Raw genomic sequence first — 21,016 nt, forward strand, 5'->3', positions numbered from 1 at the left:
GCTACCAAGTGGCGTATGGGTTTTTTATCGTTTATTTGTTAGCTTATCTATAAGCATTGTATTAACAGAGACGCTGTACAACAAAGCTCCTTTTAACACAAAGCTGTTATATGCTCACAAGGTAATATGACAATATTAGTAGCTTATAAAGGAGCTAAAATATTTCGCTTTTAGCAAAAGTAAAATATCCAAAATTTAGATGCCAAAGGTAAGTTCTAAAAATCCAAAAAACTGTAGTATTTGAAAACTGAAAATAAAAATAGAATTTCTTAAATGAGGAGTATTACATGTATCAATTAACAAGAATCAGTAAAGCATTGACAGTGGTTAGTCTCTCTAGCTTACTATTCATGGGGCAAAGCATTGCAGCAGAGACAACGGATAGTGTGAACGCAAATAATAGCGTCAAGGCTCCGGCAGAAGTCAGTCCAGTGACTAATGGCGTAAGTCAAAAATTAACAGGAGATAGTAAAGCTGCGACTTCATTGAATAAGCTACTGCCTACTATTAAATACACAACTGAGAACCTATCTGACAATGCAAAAAAGATAAACAATGTCACTTGGACGGCGGATGCAGAGATCGATCGTAATATAGGAACAAAGCTGCAGGCTCTATTAAACTGGCATCATAACGGAGTAGGGCCTGTCGATGGCTACTGGGGCAAAAATACTCGTAAAGCCATGCAGGCGTTTCAAAAAGCGAATGGTTTAGACGTAACTGATACGTTGAACGCTGAGACGTGGCAAGCACTGACCAAGAATGAGAAGCTCACGACTCAACCAGTACTAGTCAGTTATCAGCTTACTGAAGCAGATGTGAATGTCAAAACCACAACCATACCTGCTGATTCTGTTGCCAAATCCAAGCTTGAGGGAATGTACTACGAAAGTCTTACTGAGGCGTTGGCAGAGAAGTTTCATATTAGTGAAAAATATTTAAAATCGCTTAATCCTGATGCTAGTTTTACTGCGGGTGAAATCATTACGGTATACAACCCTGGTAATCCTAATACCAAGCCTGTGCATCGCGTCGTTGCTGATAAGGCCACTGAGACACTCTACGCTTATGATGAGAACAACAATTTGATCGCTAGCTATCCGACGACAGTGGGCAGTACAGCGACCCCATCACCAACAGGTACTCATACTGTCAAAGTAAAGGTGCACGAGCCCAACTATACTTATACGGCCAATGACGGTAGCAAGTCTATCATTCCACCAGGTCCTAACAATCCAGTAGGCTCAGTATGGATTGGGCTTAGTAAACCAACTTATGGCATCCATGGATCACCAGATCCTGCTCGTATCAGTCGTCAAGCATCAGCAGGTTGTGTGCGTTTGACCAATTGGGACGCGCTTAGTTTGCTCGGAGTCATAAAAAACGGCGCAACTGTTGAATTTAGTTAACGGCGCAACTGTTGAATTTAGTTAAATGCGATAGTACTAAGTCATAAAAAATAGACGAAAAAATACCGCTAAAATCTAGCGGTATTTTTTATGGTAAGTAGAAACAGTCAATACTAAATAACTAAAATATTGATAGGCAATAATGAGCAGATTAGCATTTTCATTATTATTATCAGTTTCACTACCCAAGCGTCATATCAGCTATCAGCGATAACGTAGCTATTCGGCTATTAGCTGTATCTTACCAATGCTAATACTTTCATAACCATATTGGTCAGTCAGTATTTAGTTTTTACCACGGTAGGTAATACGGCCTTTAGATAGGTCATAAGGCGTCATTTCAACTTTAACCTTATCACCTGTCAAGATACGAATATAATGCTTACGCATCTTACCAGAGATATGCGCGATGATTTCGTGCCCGTTTTCTAAACGAACTTTGAACAAAGTATTAGGAAGGGTATCAATGACTTCGCCTTCAAATTCAATAATATCGTCTTTTGCCATAATTTGTATCAATCAATTAAAAAATAAGCCCATATTATACGTAAGTTAGTGGATTAAAGCAATACGAACCTGCTTTTGACTTGACAGCATGTAAGTGATATGTATGCCAAATGATATTGATTTAGTTAGGTAGATTTAACCAGACAGGTGTTAGTGGCGCATTTGGCAATAAGCTTTGAAAGCGTTCAGGATAATAGGCATTGATAAAATACAATCCATCACCTGAAGCGGTGGGCGGTGCAATCGTTCGATCTTTTTTATGTAGAATATTTAAGAAATCTGCTGGCTCTAGCTCATGTCTACCAATGGCATACAATGTACCCATCAAATTGCGAACCATATGATGTAAAAACCCATCTGCTTGTATATCAAAAACGATAAATTGACCATGAGCAAAAAGGTTTGCATGGCTAATCGTACGCACTGGTTGATTGGATTGACAAGCAGCAGCACGGTAACTGCTAAAATCGTGTGTACCGACGATATCAGCTGCTGCTTGCTGCATGGCTTTCAAATCAAGCGGCTCATAGATATGAGTTACTTGATGATTTAGTATGGCAGGGCGCTGTGCTTGGTTGAGCGTAATATAACGATAGCGACGAGCAATAGCACCAAAACGCGCATGAAAGTCAACTGGCATGGGTTGTATCCAGCGTAAAGCAATATCATCAGGGAGTAGGCTGTTCACACCGCGTAACCAGTTATGAGTAGGGCGATACGCATGAGTTGTAAAATGGGCAATCATATTACTCGCATGGACGCTGGCATCAGTACGCCCAGCTGCGATGACTTCTACAGGCTCGTTAGCCACTTTGCCGATAGCTGTCTCTAAGGCTTCTTGTACACCTAAAACCTCTCGTTGCCGTTGCCAGCCATGATAATGAGTTCCTAAGAACTCAATAGCAATCGCTAAAGTGTAGGTTGGTTCAGTTTCGATAATTTCAGTCTCAGACATTAGGGTTTCTAAACTTATAAAATTGGAATTAATCAAAAGTCGCTTATCGCTTTTTGATGCTAGTGCCAGTTTGGTTGACATTATTCAACCAACGCTGTCTGCGTCTGGCAGGACTGTCATAGCGAAGTAGCAACCATAGTAATCGGGCATAAATAGCAGATATGGTCAAACGTCCACCAGCAATGACATGATGCTCGTACTGCCAACTGCCTGCCGCATAGCTATCGCTGACGCCGCCAAACGGACATTGACTGGCTGATATCACCATATGTCCACGTTCATGAGCAAGGGACAGTGTCTCTGCTAATGCAGCTGAATAAGGGATGTTACCGGCGCCAAACCCTAATAGAATGATGCCACATGGTGGCTGCGACAATAAAGCTTGTAGCTGGTTGTTTATCATCGAAACATCGTTAGGTAGGCAATATAGCGCATGAACACTTGCGTTTTCAGCACGTGTTTTAATACTGGACAGCAAGTCTTGTTGGTCATCGAGCCAATGTTGCCTACGCGTGTCAGGTAGATTTTTTATATAGCTATTGGCTGGATAAGCGGCGCGAGAATGACCAGTAAATGCCATCAGATCATGGCTGTGAATTTTCTGTACTGTTTGAGCAGGCCATGATTCGCCGCCAAAACTAATCTTCACACCTGATTCACCAGCAGCGGCTAGTTTTAATGAGTCGTTGAGATTGCCCCAAGCATCGCTATGTTCGTCGATGTTATAGGAATGCAATATCTCACTGTCTAATAATGGGCGCATACTTGCGGTCAGAACAATACAAATATCACTACCTGCAAAAGCTTCTGCTAAAAATGCGCCTAAGTAACTCAACGTATCCGTGCCAGTGATGAGCACAAAGCGTCTATCACCTTTGGCATAAGCATTCAGGAGTAGTTGATAGAAATGGGTAAAGTCGCTAGGAGTAAGTTGGCTGCTGTCTTTGATCAGGGTGTTTTCTAACCATGAGACTGTCGGTAAGTTATTCGTACTGTCTTGTGCAGACAAAAGCTTTTGTAGAGTAGGCAAAAACACTTCTGCTGATAATGGCGCTAAAGGTCTGCCATAGCTACCAAAGGTACCACCAGCATAAATCAGTTGAATAGGATCGGATAGATTTTTGAGCATAACAGAAGATGGCATAGTATCAACACAGTAAACAAGTATGGAAGAAAAGAGGTGCTGGAGAATTGAGCAACGATGGCTAAAGGGTTCAATAATAGATAGTATTAGAGTTAAATGCAAAAAAAATCAGCAAGCATCCCGTGATTAGGAAGTACTTGCTGATAAGAGACTAGACGATTAACTACGCAGTACGTTCAAGTAGTAACTGTGCTTGCTGTTTCTGTTCACTATTACCTTGAGCTATCACCTCATTGAGTAGACGCTTTGCACTGTCATATTCACCCAGTTGCAGATATTGATCTGCCAAGTCTAACGTCACTTGATTACTGTCTAGTGACTTTACGAAATCAAAATCTGCTGCGAACCGTGATGAGAAATCTTCTGCTGACTCAGTCTCTTGAGGCGTAATAGGAGTGTCACTCTCAACTGGTGCAGCTGTAGAGACTGGGGTAGTGGTCGACGGAGTGTCAAATAGAGAATCAGCATCGTCAATATTAAAATCATCGTCTATCAGTGTATTGTCGTCAAATCTCAATGGTGCAGCAGGTGCGATATTCGATTCTTCAACAACGCTAACATCATTAACCTCGATATCATCATTGAGTAATGGTTCCTCAAGATTAATATTTGCAAAGTTGTCTTCTTCAAGGGTCATACTCTCAGAAGTATTGTTTCCACAATCAGTATTTTCCAGAATGAAATTGTCAAAATCACTGTCGTTTTCAGTCGTAGATAGGTCGTCATTGGAGACAGTACTGATATCATCTGATGCATCTAGACTGCCCAAAGATAAAGCAAAGTCATCTTCACCGTTTTGGATAGTATCAATAGAGTGTTGTTCTGAATTGTTGGATACGTCATTAGGGACGATATTGTCTTTGTCTGTATCGGCTGCTAAATCATCGAAATCTAAGATAAAATCTTCTTCTAGTGCGGCTTTCTCATTGTCATCATATGAGAGGTTAGTGTCTATAGATGATTCATTCGAAGTATCATTAAATGAATCAAAGTCAAACTCAAAGTCACTAAGATCGTTATCTTCGTTATTACTAATATTATCGTTAGCGGAGCTCTCTAAAACGTCATTATTTACATTGTCCAATGGTGTGACAGGCATTTCACTTGTCGTATTAGGCGCATCGAAATCATTCTCTAGATCGCTGAGAGTCAGATCAAAGCTATCATTCGGATTTTCGGTAATAGAACTAACATTGTCGACTTTATCTGATAACTCTAAGCTGTCGATAGAATCATTTATTGCAGTCTCATTTAGTGCAGTATCGTTATTACTTTCTTCAATTGGCTGATGAGCTACTGCATTAGTACTATCATTCTGACTAATAGGTAAATCGAAGTCGATAGCGCCAAAATCGTCTTTGGTATTGTCTGTGGCTAGCGTTTGCACAGCGGCAGGTTCTAATTCCTCAAAAGATAGATTTCTTATCTCATCTGCTTGAGCGATAGTCTGACTATCATTATGAGATCTTATAGACTCATAAATACTATTAAAATCTTCTGGCTGGTTTATCGTCGCGTATATGCTAAGTAGTTTAAGAGACAATGCACTGTTATGAGGTTTTTCACTTAAACCACGTTTAATGGTTTCGATCGCCTTGTCATAGCGCTGCTGATCCATAAAACGCTGAGCAATAGTGATATGGTCAAATTTATGGTTATTGCTGACATTAGTGTGGGTAGGAGTACCATAATCTACTTTTGGTGATGGAGTAGGCGTATCTTTTCTTGCATTAATAGGCGAAGGTGATGACGATTTCTGCGCCTTATTTTTGCGCAAGAATAAAGCAGCCACTAACAGAATAAGCGCCAATCCGGCGATGATATATAGCATACTGTCCATAGTTATTCCTACGCCTGTGATCACAATCTAATGTATGAATCAGTTAGGCAATTATTGATTGCGTAATTTTTCGAGACGAGCCTGCAGCTCAGCCAATTTTTGGTTTTGTAATTGAATTCTTTTAGTATAGCTACTAAGAGTGCTACTGGTACTTGATAGACGCTGAGCCTGTGATGCTGCCTGCTGCCGCGATGCTTTAAGTGTCTCTAATATATCTGTACTCAAACCATTCCCTGTGTTTGATGCCGCTTTCGCTTGAGTGCCATCTGCATTGCCATCTCGCCCAGGGGCAAGCACAGAAAATTGTGCTTTTGATAAGGTCTGTGTTTTAGTTGTCGTGGCTTTTTCAGGGCGTTTGGCCGCTTGCGTATTTATAGAAGGTTTTTTAAAAGGTCTTTGAGCTGTTTTTTGCATCGCCGCTGTATTTGCTCTGCGAATATATTGTCTTTGTGCATCGATAGCTGCTTCTAAGTTTCTTTGCGATGGTATGACATCATAACTGGGCAAAATAAGCTTAGCATCTGCTTTTAATTGATCGGCGTCTTTATTGATAAAGGCATCAGGGTTTTGAGACTGAATTTGCTTCATCACGATGGAAGTATCTAGATTGTTTTCTTGCGCGATCTGCTGAGCAATAATCCATAGGCTATCGTTACGTTGTACTTGGTATTGATTAACTGTCGAACTATCTGTTGCTCTATCATTTGAAGGTATATTATTAATAGCGCTATTAGGGGTTTTCGACGTTGCATTGCCAATAGAAGCTGCCACGACGCTAGTAGCATTTTTCTCAGTATTGCTTGCGATGATACTAGGAGTCAGAGTCGATAAGGGTGATGCGTCAGCGTCTGTTTTTTTACGACTCGGCTGTATCTGCCGTGTGACTTGAATATTTAGAGTATCGAGGGGTTTATCAATCAATACTTTATTTAAGATTGGAGTGCTTTTTATACTTGCCTTATCGCGATCGCTATCGTTGTCAATCGCTTTCGTAGGTTCAGTGCTGTTACTCGCACTCAAAGCACTGCTATCTAAACGGTTCGATGAACTAAGGCCGTTATCAATATTCTTTGCATTACTGATAGTGTTTTTTATATCAGAATCACTATTTAAGAGCCCATTATCAAGACGACTAGGCGCGTAAGTAAGGTTGCTAGTCTGCGAAGTAGCTGTCACTGTCGGAGCTTGTATGTTAGACACTGATCTAGAAATAGAGAAATCAACTGCTGCTATGTTTACTAGAGCTGGTTTATTTGCAGCAGCGTTAGATACCGGTATTAGTAGCGGCGGTGCACCTTTTCTTACGGTTAACGGTTTTGCAGCGCTTGCAGAAACACTTGGTAAATTAAGTTTCTGAGTGCCTTTGACACTATTCTTGGAAGCATTATTAATCGGTAGACTATCGTTTAACGGCATTAATAATGTTTTCGGTACGACATTTTGCTGCCCATTATCATTGATAGATAAAACTAAATCAGCGAAAGGCTTGGATACGGGCTGTGATGTGCTGATTAATACCTGACCACTGGTCGCTGAAGTTGCTTGAAAGCGCACCTGCATTGAATCGGTCGGCGTCAATCCCATCTGTTGATAGATAACTGGATTGGCCAAGCTCGCTGAAAAGTCAGCCGCTCGTATGTCGGTGACCACGATACTTGCGCTCAACGGTTCATGCTGAGCTGAGCTAACCACGGTCTTACCGATAGTTGCCGCTTGTACGCTTGGAATAATAGCGGCCAAACCTACAGAATAAAGTAATGCCATCGATACCGCGCGATGTACAGGAGTCAAGCGACGAGATAAATGACAAGACATGAGCAGTCCTTTACAAAATAAGTTATCTTTGCTGTTATAACAAAGTACGGTTTAGTTTACCAGTTTATTTCACAACTGTTGCGTCCAATGCATAAATGTTTATTTAATGTTCAGCTTATTTTCTTGTCAAGTAACATAGCATCACCATAACTAAAGAATCGATATTCTTTTTTAATAGCATGTTGATAGGCATGTTCAATCGATGCTTTGCCAGAAAAAGCTGATACCAACATTAGCAACGTCGATTTGGGTAAATGAAAGTTTGTTAACAGTCGATCAATGACACCAAATTTAAATCCTGGATAAATAAAGATGTCCGTGTCGCCTGACCAGCTAGAGAGTGCTTGCCCATTGATAGCCGTTTTTTGATACGCCGTTTCAAGGACGCGAGTCACCGTGGTACCAATAGCAATAACCTTATTGCCATTTGCATGCGTTTGATTAATCAGCTCAGCAGTTACTTGTGGCAGATGTGCATACTCACTGTGCATAGTATGATTGAGTAGATTGTCTGTTTTAACTGGTGCAAAGGTACCAGCGCCAACATGCAATGTCACAAAAGCAGTATTGATACCTTTTTCTGCCAATTTATTAAGCACCAAGTCATCGAAGTGCAAACTTGCTGTCGGTGCAGCGACGCTTGCAAGCTTAGCGGGATCATGAAACACCGTTTGATAACGAGTATTATCAGTGTCATCGGCCTGACGTTCAAAGTAAGGCGGGATAGGTAACTCACCGTAGAGTTCTAAATCAGGCAATATTGGCGCATCAAAGGCTAAAATAAACAAGTTGTCCTGGCGACCAATCATCGCGCCACTCATATGACCATCAGCCAGTTGAAAACGTTGACCAAGTTTCAGTGCTTTACTGGCTTTAACATGGCAAAGGGCAATATATTCTTGATTGACTAACTCATTATCTGAATCTTCTAAATGCAGTGTTGCTACATCTAAGTCTGAGACAGTAACCAATCGCTCAATCAAAACCTCAAGTTTACCGCCAGTGTCTTTTTGACCAAATAGGCGTGCCTTCATTACCTTTGTATCATTAAAGACAATCAGGTCTCCAGCGTCTAACAATTCAGGCAATTCAGAAAACAAACAATCTTCTACAGGCGTAGCATTTGTGTCAGTGTGAGCAGGCAAGTACAAAAGTTTTGAAGCAGAACGCTGCGCTAATGGATATCGCGCAATCAAACGATCTGGTAGGTCATAGTCGTAATCTTCCACGCTTAGATAATCTAAGACGTCACTATTGTTATTGGTATCAAGCGGGGCATTAGAATCGGAAGATGCAGTGTGAGCGTTGGTCATAATCAGTCTTTAAATGGATAGAAATTTTGGCATAATTGTAGCAGAAATACTGCTATAAAAGGTTGCTTTACTAAGTAGCCAAAGTGCACAAAATATATTTGAATTACTTAAATAGCCTAAGCAAAAATATTTAACTGTCCTAATGTTTATCACGTTAGCTTTCACTTATTTTACTCAAATAAATTTAATTGAGGCAATAGTTGAGCTGCAGGTGTCAATGACGAAAAAGTGACCCCGACTAATCGGATAGGGAGCTGGCGCGGAATATCTAAGAATAACTTGTCTAACCAGTAATGAGCAGATTCAGCACTACTAAAAGCGGTGGTTAGCGTGTGTGTACGGGTAATCTGAGTAAAGTCAGCATACTTAACCTTGAGCGTTATAGTATGAGCGACGAGATTTTTTTTGTGCAGTTGCGCGAAGGCATCCGCATTTTGTTCATAGATTTGTACACGTAACGCCGTGTCATCGTTTAGGTTTTCTCTAAAAGTAGTCTCCGAACCAACAGACTTATGCAGGCGCTCAGGTTTGACAGCGCGTTCATCCCGACCATGAGCGATGTCATGATAAAACTGTCCTCGCTTACCAAACTCATTAATCAATACTTCGGCTGACATACGGCGTAGATCAGCACCATTAGTCACGCCCATCGCATGTAATCGTCTTGCCGTTGCTTTACCTATCCCATGAAATCGTTCAATAGGCAGTGTACTAATAAAAGCATCAGCGTCTTCTGGTGTGATAATAGCGGTGCCGTTAGGCTTATTGATATCAGAGGCAATCTTGGCCAACATTTTGTTGAAGGACACGCCAGCAGAAGCAGTCAATCCTGTATGTTGCAATATTTGTGCTCTTAACCAATTTGCCATTAATGTCGCTGAGCCTTTATGTACAGTAAGACCAGTGACATCGAGATAAGCCTCATCTAGCGATAACGGCTCAACATGAGGCGTTAAGCTGTACATAATATTGCGAATATCGCTGCTAACAGCTCGATATACTTCAAAACGTGGTCTGACAAATATGACTTCTGGACAACGTTTGCGAGCCTCATAACAAGACATAGCTGAGCGCACTCCAAACTGACGAACCTCATAGCTAGCCGCTGCTACAACACCGCGACCATTTGGGTCTCCACCAACCACTAGTGGTTTGCCCCGTAATTCTGGGAAGTCACGTTGTTCTACACTGGCATAAAACGCATCCATATCTATATGAATGATTTTACGTGGACTGGATGCTGTAGGAGTTTTCATGGTTGATATTTTACATCACTCAATACTTCTGTTTCAGTATCGATTATTAAACTATAAAGAGATTTTTCGAATATAGAACCATAAAAATATGGCAATATGCGAATAATTTATATATCAATAATTAAATATAGTGTAAGGTTAATAGTCAGAGATATATGGCGTTAAAATACTAATAGATTAAATATGGTTAATATATGTTCACTAATATATATTCTGTATGGCGCATACCTCAAGTTTTTCAGATTTTCTATACCGCCTGTCTGAATATTATCGCCTTTTATCATGAATATTATAGTTATATGTTACAGTTCTAATGCTATCGTTTTACAATATATTAACCACAACAATTAATAGTTATGAAAGTAATAAATGGTCTTTTATAGGAATTGTATTTACCTGATAAGACATTGTTTATAGCTCATACCAAACTTATGAATTGAATACTGGTAAATTAACTTTCTAAAAATATTAATGAGAAAGTTCAAGATAATTAAGGAGCTGATGATGAGTCATGAATTAAAAGGGAGCGATTTGACACGAGCAATGCTAGCGCGGGGTGATGAAAATATATGGTGTGCGGTGTGTGATGAAAGCGATGAACAAGCGATGATAGATCAGTGTGGTAATGATTTTACCGCTTATATTGTGTCATTTAATGATGGATATTTTTATTGTAGTGCTGGCATGCCATGGAGTTATGCGGTACCGATTAAGATAAGCGCTGTCATGCCATTTGAAGTATCGATATAAACAAGCTAGGAATTTATTAAAACAAATATAAATAATAAGCACAAAAAAACCTCCGATAAAGGAGGCTAATTTGTACTAAATAATGGTACCAGTGGTCGGACTCGAACATAACAGGTAAACTATTGATTTAATTGACTTGTTATTTTAGTTAATGGTCAATTACTGTTAATTTTACTGTTATTAATCAATATCAAGCCGTTTCTTCTTCGTTTTCAGTCACTGTCTCTAAGTGCAAATCATGCACTTTTATTAGCCATGCGTCAAGCTCATGCTCGAACCAAAAAGACGAGCTACCATCTTTGTATTGCTTTGGAAAGGTACCGGCTTTGATTTTCTCATAAATAGTTGACCTCGGCAAAGCTACCTTGTCAGCCACTTGGTCAATCCGTAGTCGTCGTAAGTTAGTCATCACTCACCCCTCTTAATTCTGCAATATGCTTGTCAATAATATCGTCACAACTATCTAACATTGACTGGCTCTCTAGCGTGTCCTTGCTATCTATCAAGTCAGTCATATCGGCTGTTATTTCGCCAAGTTTCAGCAGTAACAGTGTTCTTGCAAAATCATAAACATACGGATTCAGATCCATTTCACCGTTTGGCTGCTCTTTGAGTTTAAAGCCGTTCGCCAGTGCGATTTCTTTTATGCGTTCGTTATTCACTTCGTCACCTCCACAAATTTAGTCAGATCAGGCCTGCTATAACTATCAGGCTTCATGATCTTGCCGTTAGCATCAAACTCAAACTTGCCGTTAACCATCTTGCTATTGTTTGAGCGTATGACCTCACGTTGAGCGCCTAGCACATCGACACCGCCTAGCAACTGCATAACGCCTACAGACGTAACATTGATGTCGCAGCAAGCATCTACAATGGCTATTCTTTGCTCGTAGCTCAGCTTGATTAATTTATTTAAAACCCATCTGCTTTTATTTTTAAAAGCATCTGCGTCAATGGTTAGCTGTTCGTGCGCGTCATAATCTTTAAGACCTAAAGCCTTCAATAGCTCGCAAACTTCTTCCAAACAACAACCAATCTGAACACATAAATCATCAATTGTCGGCTCAGGCTTTGCCGTCTTAAACCAGTTTGCAATATCGGTGATAGAGTCAGGCTTTAAAAATTCCGCCGTGGTTTTTGGTATGTAATGCTCAAACTCTGCAAAGTGCTTAACTCCTTCTAGCGTGTCATACATTGCGCTGTCGCTTGAGCTTTGCGTCATCATGTTATAGATGCGAGTGTAGTATTCACCACTCACGGTCTTATGTATCGTGTAGCTTCTACCTGCTGCTGTCGCTACGTTATCAACCCAATTCAACGGCTGTAAATTACTCATCATTTGCTCCTTAATTAATCATTGATTGTGCGTATTCTTGCGCTTGTTTTTCGGTGTCAAAATGAAACTTGCTTGTTTCGGTACTACCAACAATTTGATGCGTCAGCTTGTAAAAACCATCTTGGTTTGTGATTGATAAAACATTTCGACCGCTTCTAGCTTGTTGGAATTGAACGCTAGACATTGGCGATTTTATCCATTTCAGTCCTTTGTCTTTACTCATTCCTATTATCCTCATTAATAAATAGATAGCTCGTATTGATCGGTTTAACTGTTATTCTTTAATGTTATAACTGACCATCGTAAAATCTATTAAATGGAATATCATCATCTACTGGACCCATACCGCCACCTGCCATTGCTGTGTTTTGTGGCGCTTGATTCTGCTGTGCAAACTGCTGATTAACTTGACCTTGCATACCTTGCGCTTTATTAGCTTGCTGCTGTGCGTAGTTGCTAGGCGCTTGCTGATTGTTAGACGGCTGCTGATAGCCTTGCTGACCACCACCGTTAATCTCATTATCGATACTTTCATTTTTATTAAACAATGGATCGATATGGCTAATATTCAGCGTCAACGACTTTTTACCGTTGTACTCTTTTTCGCCTAGTTCGCCCTCGACATAAATCAAGCGACCTTTACGGAGGAACTTAATCAATCCACCTTCTGCTTGTTTACCCCATAGCGAGCAATCAATAAACATCGTGCCTTTGTTGTCACCGTAACCGTGGTCAACAGCAATGCCAATGTTAGCGACTGACACACCTGATTGTGTTTGGCGTACTTCTACATCACGAGTTAGGCGACCTGGTTTATTAAAGCTCATGCTGTTTCTCTCTCTTTAGTTAAATTTTCAATAATTTGATTTAGTTTGGCATTGCAGGCTGCAACTTCGTTTTCTATAGCCTCAATATCAACGTCAGCAACATGCACACGAATAATGACGGTCTGTAGGTTTTCGCTGAATCGTGGATCATAACTAACAAAGTCACACCACTTGCGGCCAGTGCAAGCCAACTGCCAAGTGATTTGTGGCATATATTCATCAGGCACTTGCTGCGTGAGTATCGTATTCATGTGCGTTTCACGGTTCGGACACTTAGCTTCAAGCAATCCATCTTTGCCGATTAGACCGTCAGGACTTGCGCCACTCATTGAGATAGTAGGGTGGTCAATCAATCCACAGCCAACGACAAACTCACCAGTGATGTTTTCATAACTTGCGATTGCGTCAGGTTCGTGGTCAATGCCCCACTGCATTGCTGCATTAATGTGCCTGTCCTCAACTTCACCAGTTAGCCGTTCAACCAATAGCTCTATCATGGTTCGGTTCAATGCCTTACCCTTTTGGGGCTTGGCATCAATACCTTTGACACGGCTGGCAGTTATTTTGCCAACCCTGTCAGCGAGCCATTCATCATGCCTCTGTAGTAGGTTCATCGACCACCTCCGCATCGTCTATGGTTTCAGCGTTATCAATATCGGCTTGCTGCGCGATTTCTTTTAGGTTCGCACTTTGGTCAGACCAGTAACGCTTAACGTGTTCTTTATCGCCTGACTCTGTTAAAAACTTATGTGCTTTTATCAGGCTGTCAGTGCCCTTTTCGGCGGCTTGTCTTAACTTTGCGTGTGTCTCAATAAAGAAGTCATCATAACCATCATCGACTGGCTCAACGTCCTTCATAACGTCAACTTGACTGCCATTGATGCGGTGCGCTTCATCTTCGTCATAGATACCGCTGAAACCAAACGCGATACGCGCACACTGAATAAGGGCTTTATGGCGTAACATACGTTTTGGGTACTTTTTCCAAACTGGACTATTGGTCATTTCACATTCAGACAGATACTCAGTAACGATGGTTGGGTGCGTTCTGTCTTTGCGATAAATCTTGCAAGTCGCGCTTTCATCGTCTTGCTCAAACTGAATACCGTCACATTGCGGATTGTCGTTAATAATTCTCGACCAACCATCGACTGACACGATAGGGGTTATGCTGCCCTTGCTTGGAAAGGCGTAAATCTCTTTGGTGAATGGGTTTAGACCGTACTGATTAGCGACAATTACTAGCGACACAAGCTGATCGTAATTAGCGCCTTTAAAAACCGTGTTCAACAAAGTTGCTTGCAAGCTCTCATTGCTTACGTTTTTCATGCTTAGGTTTTCAGCCATTACTGCTATTTGGTTGCTTAAACCGTCTGTATTTTGGTTACTCATAGTCTTATTCCTTATCTTTGTTTGATTCTGCGTAGGCTCTCATTCGCAGCCTTAACCGTTTTATACTGCTCAGACGCTCTATACTCATCTGTATAACCGTCAATCGTAGTCGGCTGCCATTCATTGCTAACCAGCTTTTGACCGTCAATCTCGACCACTTGGAACTCTTTGTTGTCGATGATAACCGTGTCGGCTAGTGCCTGATGCGTGACGAACGCACCAAACACAGCCCAAAATGATATGAAGATGATTTGTTTCATGCTGCCACCGCCGTATGTACGTCATAACCGTGGCAGTGGACGCTCAGTAAGCTCTCAAAATGCTCTCTCACGTCGCTATTATCTAGCGGTACATCAACCTTGAGGTCAGCATCAGGCGTTGGTTCTAGCTGCACTCTATGAAGCACAGCGTATGGCGATTTTTCGTAGAACTCAGGGTCACGACATGAATACTCGACACACTCAAACGTAAGGATTACATTACAAGTGTTATGTGACTTTTCGTCTTTGCTGTAAATTCTGATTGTCTCTAACATGGTCATGCTCCTTAATAGTCATCGCAGTAAGCATCATCTAATGCGGATTCTTCATCCGCTGCTTTGGCGTTCTCAGCTGAATGCTCAAGCGCCTCTTTATAAGTTATGACTTCGCATCGCCACCATCGCCCAGTTCGTCTTAGTGCTTTTTCTGCTTGCTCTTTGGTTGCGTAGCGTTTTACCGCGTTAGGCATTCCGCTAGTCCATCGCGCATCGTGTTTACGTGTTGCACCAGTGAAAAACATCACGATTTCATCGCCGTACATATCAACCGAGCTAGATTCATACTTTATGGCAAAGCCAGTATTATCTTTAGACATGACAATCTCCTTATCCGTATAAAAAGTCTGAGTTTGAAAAACCTAGTGAAGCTGCTGTGTCGTAGTCTTGCGGCTCTCTATCGTCGATAGGGTGGTCGTATAGAAACTGATTGATAACTGCCTTAATCATCGGCTCATGCTCGAATTGCAGCGTGTAAGCGTAGTCTTCGCTGATACCGTTAATCTCTTGAAAGCAATCGCCTACGCTTAGCAGGTTGATGTTTTGGTTGTCGTCAGTCTCAAAGTAAATCTCAACTGATACGTCGTTCGGCATTGCGATGTAAACCTTACCGCTTGTGCCGCAATCGCTGATTTCATGGTCAGCGTCATTGTCTAATCTGATTGAATCTGTCATAATTACCTCGCTTGTTTAAGTAAAGCCCTGTCTGGTGTCCGCCAATCGCAGGGCTTTTTTGTGGGTGTTATTTGGTGTCTCTCATGCTCATAATGCGTTCAACAATTCCACCAAGCAGTTCCTCATTGAACGGATCGTCTTGCATTTCTTTGGACTGGGTGTCTAGTAACGCAGTGTGTGCTCGGTTTAATCGCTCTCTCAGGTCAGGCAGGTTTAAGTCGGAAATCACGCTGAGAGTTATTTGTAGGGTTAGCATGTCAACTAAAGCGTTGAACTCATCATCGCTATCATCATTCAGCTCAATGTCGCTTGAACCATACTCAACAATGTTGTAATTACTGCTTAACATTTCGTGAAGTGCGTTATCGAAACTATCTATATCCATATTGTTCTCCTCGGTTGTGAGCTATTGCTCGTTATGTTCATAAAGCATTGACAGCTAGTGATAACTGCCAATAATTTCGGAACTTCTTGTTGTCTCAGTCTGTTAAATAATCAGTGATTGGTGTATTTGCCTAATCAGTAACGCTATGTTCGCATATACGAACCGATGTGTCAAACACTTTTGTTCTAAAATACGAACTATTTTTGCATAGGCAATAAAAAACCCCGCAATAGCGAGGCTTGGTGTTCTTTATACTTTTAGTTTTGACTATCTATAACGAGTGTATTTACTGTCCACAATCCCGACTAGAGTGCAGTCGCTCATTGGCTGCATCCTCTGTTCAGGCCAGTCAGGGTTAAGTGGTTTTAGATACATATCATCATGACCATTGCCCATGACAAGCTGCTTAAAGGTCGCATCTGTATCTTCATTGCATTGCACAATGACCAGATCGCCGTCTTTTAAATCCCACGGCGTTATGTTTGGCTCAACGTAAACAATTTCGTCAGGCTTAAACTCAGGCCACATACTACGCCCTCGAACAATCAAACCAAAAGCTCTATCTGATAGATGCGTCGGCTTTGGAATCCAGTCTATTACATCGTCTAGCGTGGTAGGCATTACTTCTGCCCAATCACCTGCTGCTACCCAACTAATCACAGGCACTTGTCCTTTCATGTTGTGGTCTATGGATACGCGCTCAGTGTCGGTAGGTGTGTCCGTCATCGAGCCAATACCCGATAGTAACCAATCAGTATTACAGCGCAGATAAGCGGCCAGCTCAGTAGCGTATGCACCCGATGGCTTGGTATCACCTTTAACCCAGCTACTTATAGTCGCCTTACCTGCGCCAGTTGCTCTTTTTATGTCAGCTTGACTTATCTTTAAGTCAGCCATTCTTTTGCTGATTCTATCTGCTGCATCATTCATCTGTAAGCCTCCTTAGTAGTGTTCGTATATCAAAACATAAAAGCTTGACATAAATACGAACAATGTGTTCTAATATACGAACATTAAGAGAACGGGAATACGAACATGACATTTGACCAGTTACTAAATTACTTTGACGGTCAAAGCTATAGAGATATTGAAAAGCAAACAGGTATCGCTTTAGCGCAACTGACCTACTACAAAAATCACGGCATACCAGAAGGACGACAAGCAATTTTAGAAATCCAAACTGGCGGTGCTTTAAAGGCGAATGTAACGCCACTGGTTAAGCTAGAAGATTTAGAACCAGCCTAACACCTTGTAATTAACTTTACAGAAAGAAAGGCTTACACAAAACGTTTTTACAGATAGATAGGACACGCAAATGCAAATAGAAGACGCAGCACACAAGACGGTTCACAACCCTAAGCATGGCGGATCAGTTGCTATTGCTGCACGTATGGGTATGTCTAGCACTGTCCTTAATAGCAAAGTCAATCCTAACTGTGACACTCACCATCTGCGTTTAGATGAAGCGGTCACGATCATGGAATTCACCAACGACCATTCAATCATGCACGCAATGGCTCAACGTCTTGGTGGAATTTACTGCAAACAGTCTGACGAAGCAGTAACACAAGAAAGTTTACTGATGACAGCCGTATCAACGTCAGCTTGCCAAGGTGATGTGATGAATGAAATGCAAGCAGCGTTAGAAGATGGCCGTATTGATTGTAACGAGCTTGAGAGTTTGCAGGGAAAGATACAAGCAGCTATGAGTCGTCTTCAAGCATTGAGCAACGCAGTCAGAAAGCAACACGCCAAAGACAATCCACACTTACAAGGAATGAAGTGATGTTTGAAACAGTAACTTTCGCAGACGGTAGCAGCTACCAAGTGCCAGTGAAGGAGATTAAGCGATGACTGACGAATACACATTGCAATCAGACGACGAGCAATTTGAACACGCTATCAGTCATGCACAAATGATGTGGCGATTGGCCTATAAACACGAATGTGAACGGAGACACGCAAAGATGAAATTTAACGAAGCAATGGCTCGTGAAGCACTAGAAGCGCAAGCAGAGCAAGACCGCTTAGACGCTAGACAGTTAGCAGCTAGAGAAGCCAATGAAGCACAGAGAGAGCTTAAACGTGATCTGAACCGCATCTTTTGGCACAGAGTCATGAAGTTTATTACCGCAGTCACAGTGTTAGCGGTGGCTTATCGATTAATCATTATGTTTTGGAGCTAATCATGTCATTCAACGAACCGTATTTCGCACCGATCAGCAATTACAGCAACACAAACAAAGGTATGCCAGTTGATGCAGTAGAAGCATGGCTTGACCAGTTCCCACAGAAACGCGCTGAGAACAAGCCCAACGGCGGCATCATTCGCAGTATCGCGGACACCAGAGAGCTATATCTGCGTGAAATGAGTCCAAGAGAGCGCAAGGTTGCACGCGCTAAGGCTAAACGTGAACACAAGCAAGCCCTTAAAAACCTAGCAAAGCAAGAGCAGCAAGACGCTAAAGAAATCGCTAAGCAATTAGCTATTTGGAAGCGAGAGCAGCGCATTAAAGAAAAGGCCAGCGAGCAACCAAAAAAAGTCAAAAAGAATAACTACCCATCAACTAGAAAGCGCGCTAAGCACAAAGCTGGTCGAGCCATTCCACAGATTCAGATTGAATCAAACATCAGACGCGATGAGCTAGCCAACCAGTTAAAAGCAGGTCAGTTGATAGAGGTAGCGGAAAGGTCAGGCGGTACTGGTGCAGGTTGCCTGTATAGACAGCAAAGATTTGACCTAAAGAAATTGGCGCAAACTGGTTTACAGATAGTAAGAATCGCAAGCGCACTAGATAGACAGTCTTACTTCACTTTGAATCAATTTGAAGTCTATCAATCAAACGTAAAGCTCGTAGGTAATTTTGATGACAAATCAAAGCAAGCACTACAAGTAGCATTAGCAACTGGTCAGATGGTAGCGGCCGACCAATTCACCAGTAGCACGAGATTGGTTGCAGATTCAATGATGCGCCTATCTAAGTTATTCAATCTTGATATTTACACGGTTTATGAAAGCAAGACCATATTAGGTTGGATCATTCCATCGGACATTAAAAAACCCTAAGAGCTGTGAACTCAAAGGGCATCTAACTAAACACGTAAGCGGAGTATAGCACATGAGAATTAAAGTAGGCGATGTTTTTATCACAAAGCAAGGTTATGAGATAGCAGTTATTAGCTATTCAACACACTCGTGTATCACTGTTGAGTTTAAAGATAAAAACAAACACAGGTTGGTAACGCGAGCTCGAAACATTAAAAGAGGTGGTATTGAGAATCCATACCATCCCAAAAATTTTGGGGTTGGCTTCATGGGTGTAGGGCTATTTAGCTCAAGGGCTAACAGCAAGCAAACAGACATATATACAGCATGGCGAAACATGCTAATGAGGTGCTACTGCGAGAAAAGGCTAGTAGAGAGACCTACTTACTTAAACTGCTTCGTCTGTGATAGTTGGTTAAATTTTCAAAACTTCGCGCAATGGATGACAGATCACAATTATGACGCGAGCAAGCATCAGCTAGACAAGGATATATTAAAAACTAACAACAAAATCTACTCCGCGGATAACTGCTGCTTAGTGCCTAGTGAGATAAACAACCTTTTTACAGATAGTGGCGCTTCACGCGGAAAGTACCCTCAAGGTGTCACCCTGCATAAAGGTCGGTTCAGAGCAAGAATGTCTGCTGGTAAAAAAACCATTGGCATAGGGTTTTACGATACACCACAAGAAGCCCACCAAGCTTATGTAGTTGCTAAGGAGGCTTACGTCAAAGAACTCGCTAACAAATGGCGTGGTCGCATAGATGAGCGCGTTTATGATGCTCTTATGAATTGGACAGTCCATCCGTAGGCAATAAAAAACCCACTACGCAAATAGTGGGTCACATCAATCAGGTGAATGATTAATGGGAGTTATTTAATCATGTTAGATAAAGAAAGGCAAGAGTTACTTATGAGCGACTTCATGCAGGTGCCAAACATCATATTGCAGATGCAAAAGGTTCTAAAGAATGGCAATACCTACGCTTGCCTTCAATTCATCTGGTGCAAAACTGGTGGCTGGGGAAAATGTGAAGACACTATTGCTTACTCGCAATTTATTAATGATAAGCGGTATGGAACTGGCTTAGGTGAAAAAACCATACGCAGATCGGTAGAAAAACTAGCTGATTTAGGCGTGATTAGTATGTCACCAAGTTTCAATAATATGCACGAATTTACGCTAAATATTGAAAAAATAAGAGAGTTGGTAGGTGATGAAGCATGGTCAAAAAGACCACCCTTAGAAGATGCAAGCATGGTCAATTTGACCGCAAGTCCGGTCATTTTGTCCGAAAGCATGGTCAATTTGTCCGACAAGCATGGTCAATCTGACCACCACACTAGAACTACTACACAAGAACCTTTACACAAGAATATTACACAAGAAGATAAACCTAAAAAATCTAAACCAAAATTCGACGCTCTTAGTTATCCAATACCTAGTTTTATCGAGCAAGAGAATTGGAATGATTTTGTAGCAATGAGAAAGGAGATTAAAAAACCACTTACAGAGACAGCATGTAAAAGATTAGTAAAAAGTTTAATAGAGTTTGACGCAAACGGTTTTGATGTAAATGACTCTTTGAACAGTTCGATCATGAATCAGTATCAAGGTGTTTTCGAGAAAAGCCGCAAACAACAATCAAATAATCAGGTGAATAGAAATGCAATCAATCAATCAGCTAACAGCCAACCTAAGCAATCAAGTGCAGACATCTACGCAGCAAAACTTGCAGAACAGCGCAGACAACGTGAAGCAGCCAACACCACAGCTACAGGAAGCAATAGAGCAAACGTTTACGACATGGAAGAAACTTTTTAGATCAAA

28 protein-coding genes are annotated in these 21,016 nt (G+C 41.4%); 8 read left to right on the top strand and 20 right to left on the bottom strand.

Annotated elements, in window-relative coordinates:
- Window positions 1-287: 287 nt before the first annotated feature.
- Window positions 288-1,409: a L,D-transpeptidase family protein gene (locus tag HCZ91_RS06885; RefSeq protein WP_179798789.1), complete on the top strand. Its 1,122-nt coding sequence runs from the start codon at window positions 288-290 to the stop codon at window positions 1,407-1,409.
- Between the two features lie 285 nt (window positions 1,410-1,694).
- Here HCZ91_RS06885 and infA read toward each other — a convergent pair whose 3' ends face one another.
- The 7 genes from infA to dinB form a co-directional block, all read right to left on the bottom strand.
- Window positions 1,695-1,916: a translation initiation factor IF-1 gene (gene infA, locus HCZ91_RS06890; protein WP_021814850.1), complete on the bottom strand. Its 222-nt coding sequence runs from the start codon at window positions 1,914-1,916 to the stop codon at window positions 1,695-1,697.
- 121 nt (window positions 1,917-2,037) lie between these two features.
- On the bottom strand, window positions 2,038-2,871 hold the full coding sequence (gene truA / locus HCZ91_RS06895) for a tRNA pseudouridine(38-40) synthase TruA (RefSeq protein WP_179798790.1): 834 nt from the start codon (window positions 2,869-2,871) through the stop codon (window positions 2,038-2,040).
- 43 nt (window positions 2,872-2,914) lie between these two features.
- Window positions 2,915-4,015, bottom strand: coding sequence for an asparaginase (locus HCZ91_RS06900; protein WP_179798791.1), 1,101 nt, complete (start codon window positions 4,013-4,015; stop codon window positions 2,915-2,917).
- Between the two features lie 163 nt (window positions 4,016-4,178).
- Window positions 4,179-5,855, bottom strand: coding sequence for a FimV/HubP family polar landmark protein (locus HCZ91_RS06905; protein WP_179798792.1), 1,677 nt, complete (start codon window positions 5,853-5,855; stop codon window positions 4,179-4,181).
- A gap of 51 nt (window positions 5,856-5,906) precedes the next feature.
- Entirely contained in the window at window positions 5,907-7,670 is a 1,764-nt protein-coding gene (locus tag HCZ91_RS06910) for a peptigoglycan-binding protein LysM (protein WP_179798793.1), read from the bottom strand.
- Window positions 7,671-7,780: 110 nt separating this feature from the next.
- Entirely contained in the window at window positions 7,781-8,983 is a 1,203-nt protein-coding gene (queA, locus tag HCZ91_RS06915) for a tRNA preQ1(34) S-adenosylmethionine ribosyltransferase-isomerase QueA (RefSeq protein WP_179798794.1), read from the bottom strand.
- Between the two features lie 170 nt (window positions 8,984-9,153).
- Window positions 9,154-10,239: a DNA polymerase IV gene (gene dinB, locus HCZ91_RS06920; RefSeq protein WP_179798795.1), complete on the bottom strand. Its 1,086-nt coding sequence runs from the start codon at window positions 10,237-10,239 to the stop codon at window positions 9,154-9,156.
- A 504-nt stretch (window positions 10,240-10,743) separates the two neighbouring features.
- Between dinB and HCZ91_RS06925 the strand changes: the two genes are divergently transcribed.
- A complete protein-coding gene (locus HCZ91_RS06925) occupies window positions 10,744-10,989 on the top strand; it encodes a hypothetical protein (protein WP_179798796.1) in 246 nt (81 codons plus the stop codon).
- Between the two features lie 190 nt (window positions 10,990-11,179).
- On the opposite strand, the gene HCZ91_RS06930 is transcribed toward HCZ91_RS06925, so the two are convergent.
- The 13 genes from HCZ91_RS06930 to HCZ91_RS06990 form a co-directional block, all read right to left on the bottom strand.
- Entirely contained in the window at window positions 11,180-11,398 is a 219-nt protein-coding gene (locus tag HCZ91_RS06930; RefSeq protein WP_179798797.1) for an AlpA family phage regulatory protein, read from the bottom strand.
- Complete coding sequence (locus HCZ91_RS06935; RefSeq protein ID WP_179798798.1) at window positions 11,391-11,651, bottom strand: hypothetical protein; 261 nt, start codon at window positions 11,649-11,651, stop codon at window positions 11,391-11,393. The genes HCZ91_RS06930 and HCZ91_RS06935 overlap by 8 nt, the downstream gene beginning before the upstream one ends.
- Window positions 11,648-12,325 carry a hypothetical protein gene (locus HCZ91_RS06940; protein ID WP_179798799.1) on the bottom strand — a complete coding sequence of 226 codons (678 nt, stop codon included), beginning with the start codon at window positions 12,323-12,325 and terminating at the stop codon, window positions 11,648-11,650. Before HCZ91_RS06940 ends, HCZ91_RS06935 begins: the two co-directional genes overlap by 4 nt.
- A 10-nt stretch (window positions 12,326-12,335) precedes the next feature.
- A complete protein-coding gene (locus HCZ91_RS06945) occupies window positions 12,336-12,548 on the bottom strand; it encodes a hypothetical protein (RefSeq protein ID WP_179798800.1) in 213 nt (70 codons plus the stop codon).
- 64 nt (window positions 12,549-12,612) lie between these two features.
- Window positions 12,613-13,152 (bottom strand): single-stranded DNA-binding protein, encoded by a 540-nt coding sequence (locus tag HCZ91_RS06950; RefSeq protein ID WP_179798801.1) that lies wholly within the window; start codon window positions 13,150-13,152, stop codon window positions 12,613-12,615.
- A complete protein-coding gene (locus HCZ91_RS06955) occupies window positions 13,149-13,766 on the bottom strand; it encodes a lambda exonuclease family protein (RefSeq protein WP_179798802.1) in 618 nt (205 codons plus the stop codon). Before HCZ91_RS06955 ends, HCZ91_RS06950 begins: the two co-directional genes overlap by 4 nt.
- Window positions 13,744-14,499, bottom strand: a complete 756-nt coding sequence (locus tag HCZ91_RS06960) for a recombinase RecT (RefSeq protein ID WP_257020001.1) — start codon at window positions 14,497-14,499, stop codon at window positions 13,744-13,746. Before HCZ91_RS06960 ends, HCZ91_RS06955 begins: the two co-directional genes overlap by 23 nt.
- A 56-nt stretch (window positions 14,500-14,555) precedes the next feature.
- On the bottom strand, window positions 14,556-14,804 hold the full coding sequence (locus HCZ91_RS06965; protein WP_179798804.1) for a hypothetical protein: 249 nt from the start codon (window positions 14,802-14,804) through the stop codon (window positions 14,556-14,558).
- Entirely contained in the window at window positions 14,801-15,079 is a 279-nt protein-coding gene (locus tag HCZ91_RS06970; RefSeq protein WP_179798805.1) for a hypothetical protein, read from the bottom strand. Before HCZ91_RS06970 ends, HCZ91_RS06965 begins: the two co-directional genes overlap by 4 nt.
- Window positions 15,080-15,090: 11 nt before the next feature.
- A complete protein-coding gene (locus HCZ91_RS06975; protein ID WP_179798806.1) occupies window positions 15,091-15,399 on the bottom strand; it encodes a hypothetical protein in 309 nt (102 codons plus the stop codon).
- A gap of 10 nt (window positions 15,400-15,409) precedes the next feature.
- Window positions 15,410-15,754 (bottom strand): hypothetical protein, encoded by a 345-nt coding sequence (locus HCZ91_RS06980; protein WP_179798807.1) that lies wholly within the window; start codon window positions 15,752-15,754, stop codon window positions 15,410-15,412.
- 67 nt (window positions 15,755-15,821) lie between these two features.
- Complete coding sequence (locus tag HCZ91_RS06985) at window positions 15,822-16,139, bottom strand: hypothetical protein (RefSeq protein ID WP_179798808.1); 318 nt, start codon at window positions 16,137-16,139, stop codon at window positions 15,822-15,824.
- Window positions 16,140-16,406: 267 nt separating this feature from the next.
- On the bottom strand, window positions 16,407-17,069 hold the full coding sequence (locus tag HCZ91_RS06990; protein ID WP_179798809.1) for a S24 family peptidase: 663 nt from the start codon (window positions 17,067-17,069) through the stop codon (window positions 16,407-16,409).
- A 105-nt stretch (window positions 17,070-17,174) separates the two neighbouring features.
- Here HCZ91_RS06990 and HCZ91_RS06995 point away from each other — a divergent pair, with 105 nt between their 5' ends.
- The 6 genes from HCZ91_RS06995 to HCZ91_RS07020 all read left to right on the top strand — a co-directional run bounded on the left by HCZ91_RS06995 (window position 17,175) and on the right by HCZ91_RS07020 (window position 21,010).
- A complete protein-coding gene (locus tag HCZ91_RS06995) occupies window positions 17,175-17,384 on the top strand; it encodes a hypothetical protein (protein WP_179798810.1) in 210 nt (69 codons plus the stop codon).
- A gap of 70 nt (window positions 17,385-17,454) precedes the next feature.
- Window positions 17,455-17,925, top strand: coding sequence for a phage regulatory CII family protein (locus tag HCZ91_RS07000; protein ID WP_179798811.1), 471 nt, complete (start codon window positions 17,455-17,457; stop codon window positions 17,923-17,925).
- Between the two features lie 64 nt (window positions 17,926-17,989).
- Window positions 17,990-18,325: a hypothetical protein gene (locus HCZ91_RS07005; protein WP_179798812.1), complete on the top strand. Its 336-nt coding sequence runs from the start codon at window positions 17,990-17,992 to the stop codon at window positions 18,323-18,325.
- 2 nt (window positions 18,326-18,327) lie between these two features.
- Window positions 18,328-19,206 (top strand): hypothetical protein, encoded by an 879-nt coding sequence (locus tag HCZ91_RS07010; RefSeq protein WP_179798813.1) that lies wholly within the window; start codon window positions 18,328-18,330, stop codon window positions 19,204-19,206.
- A gap of 52 nt (window positions 19,207-19,258) precedes the next feature.
- Complete coding sequence (locus tag HCZ91_RS07015) at window positions 19,259-19,996, top strand: hypothetical protein (protein WP_179798814.1); 738 nt, start codon at window positions 19,259-19,261, stop codon at window positions 19,994-19,996.
- A gap of 72 nt (window positions 19,997-20,068) precedes the next feature.
- On the top strand, window positions 20,069-21,010 hold the full coding sequence (locus HCZ91_RS07020) for a hypothetical protein (protein WP_179798815.1): 942 nt from the start codon (window positions 20,069-20,071) through the stop codon (window positions 21,008-21,010).
- Window positions 21,011-21,016 lie beyond the last annotated feature (6 nt).

The organism is Psychrobacter sp. BI730 (assembly GCF_013414195.1).
Taxonomy (GTDB): Bacteria; Pseudomonadota; Gammaproteobacteria; order Pseudomonadales; family Moraxellaceae; genus Psychrobacter.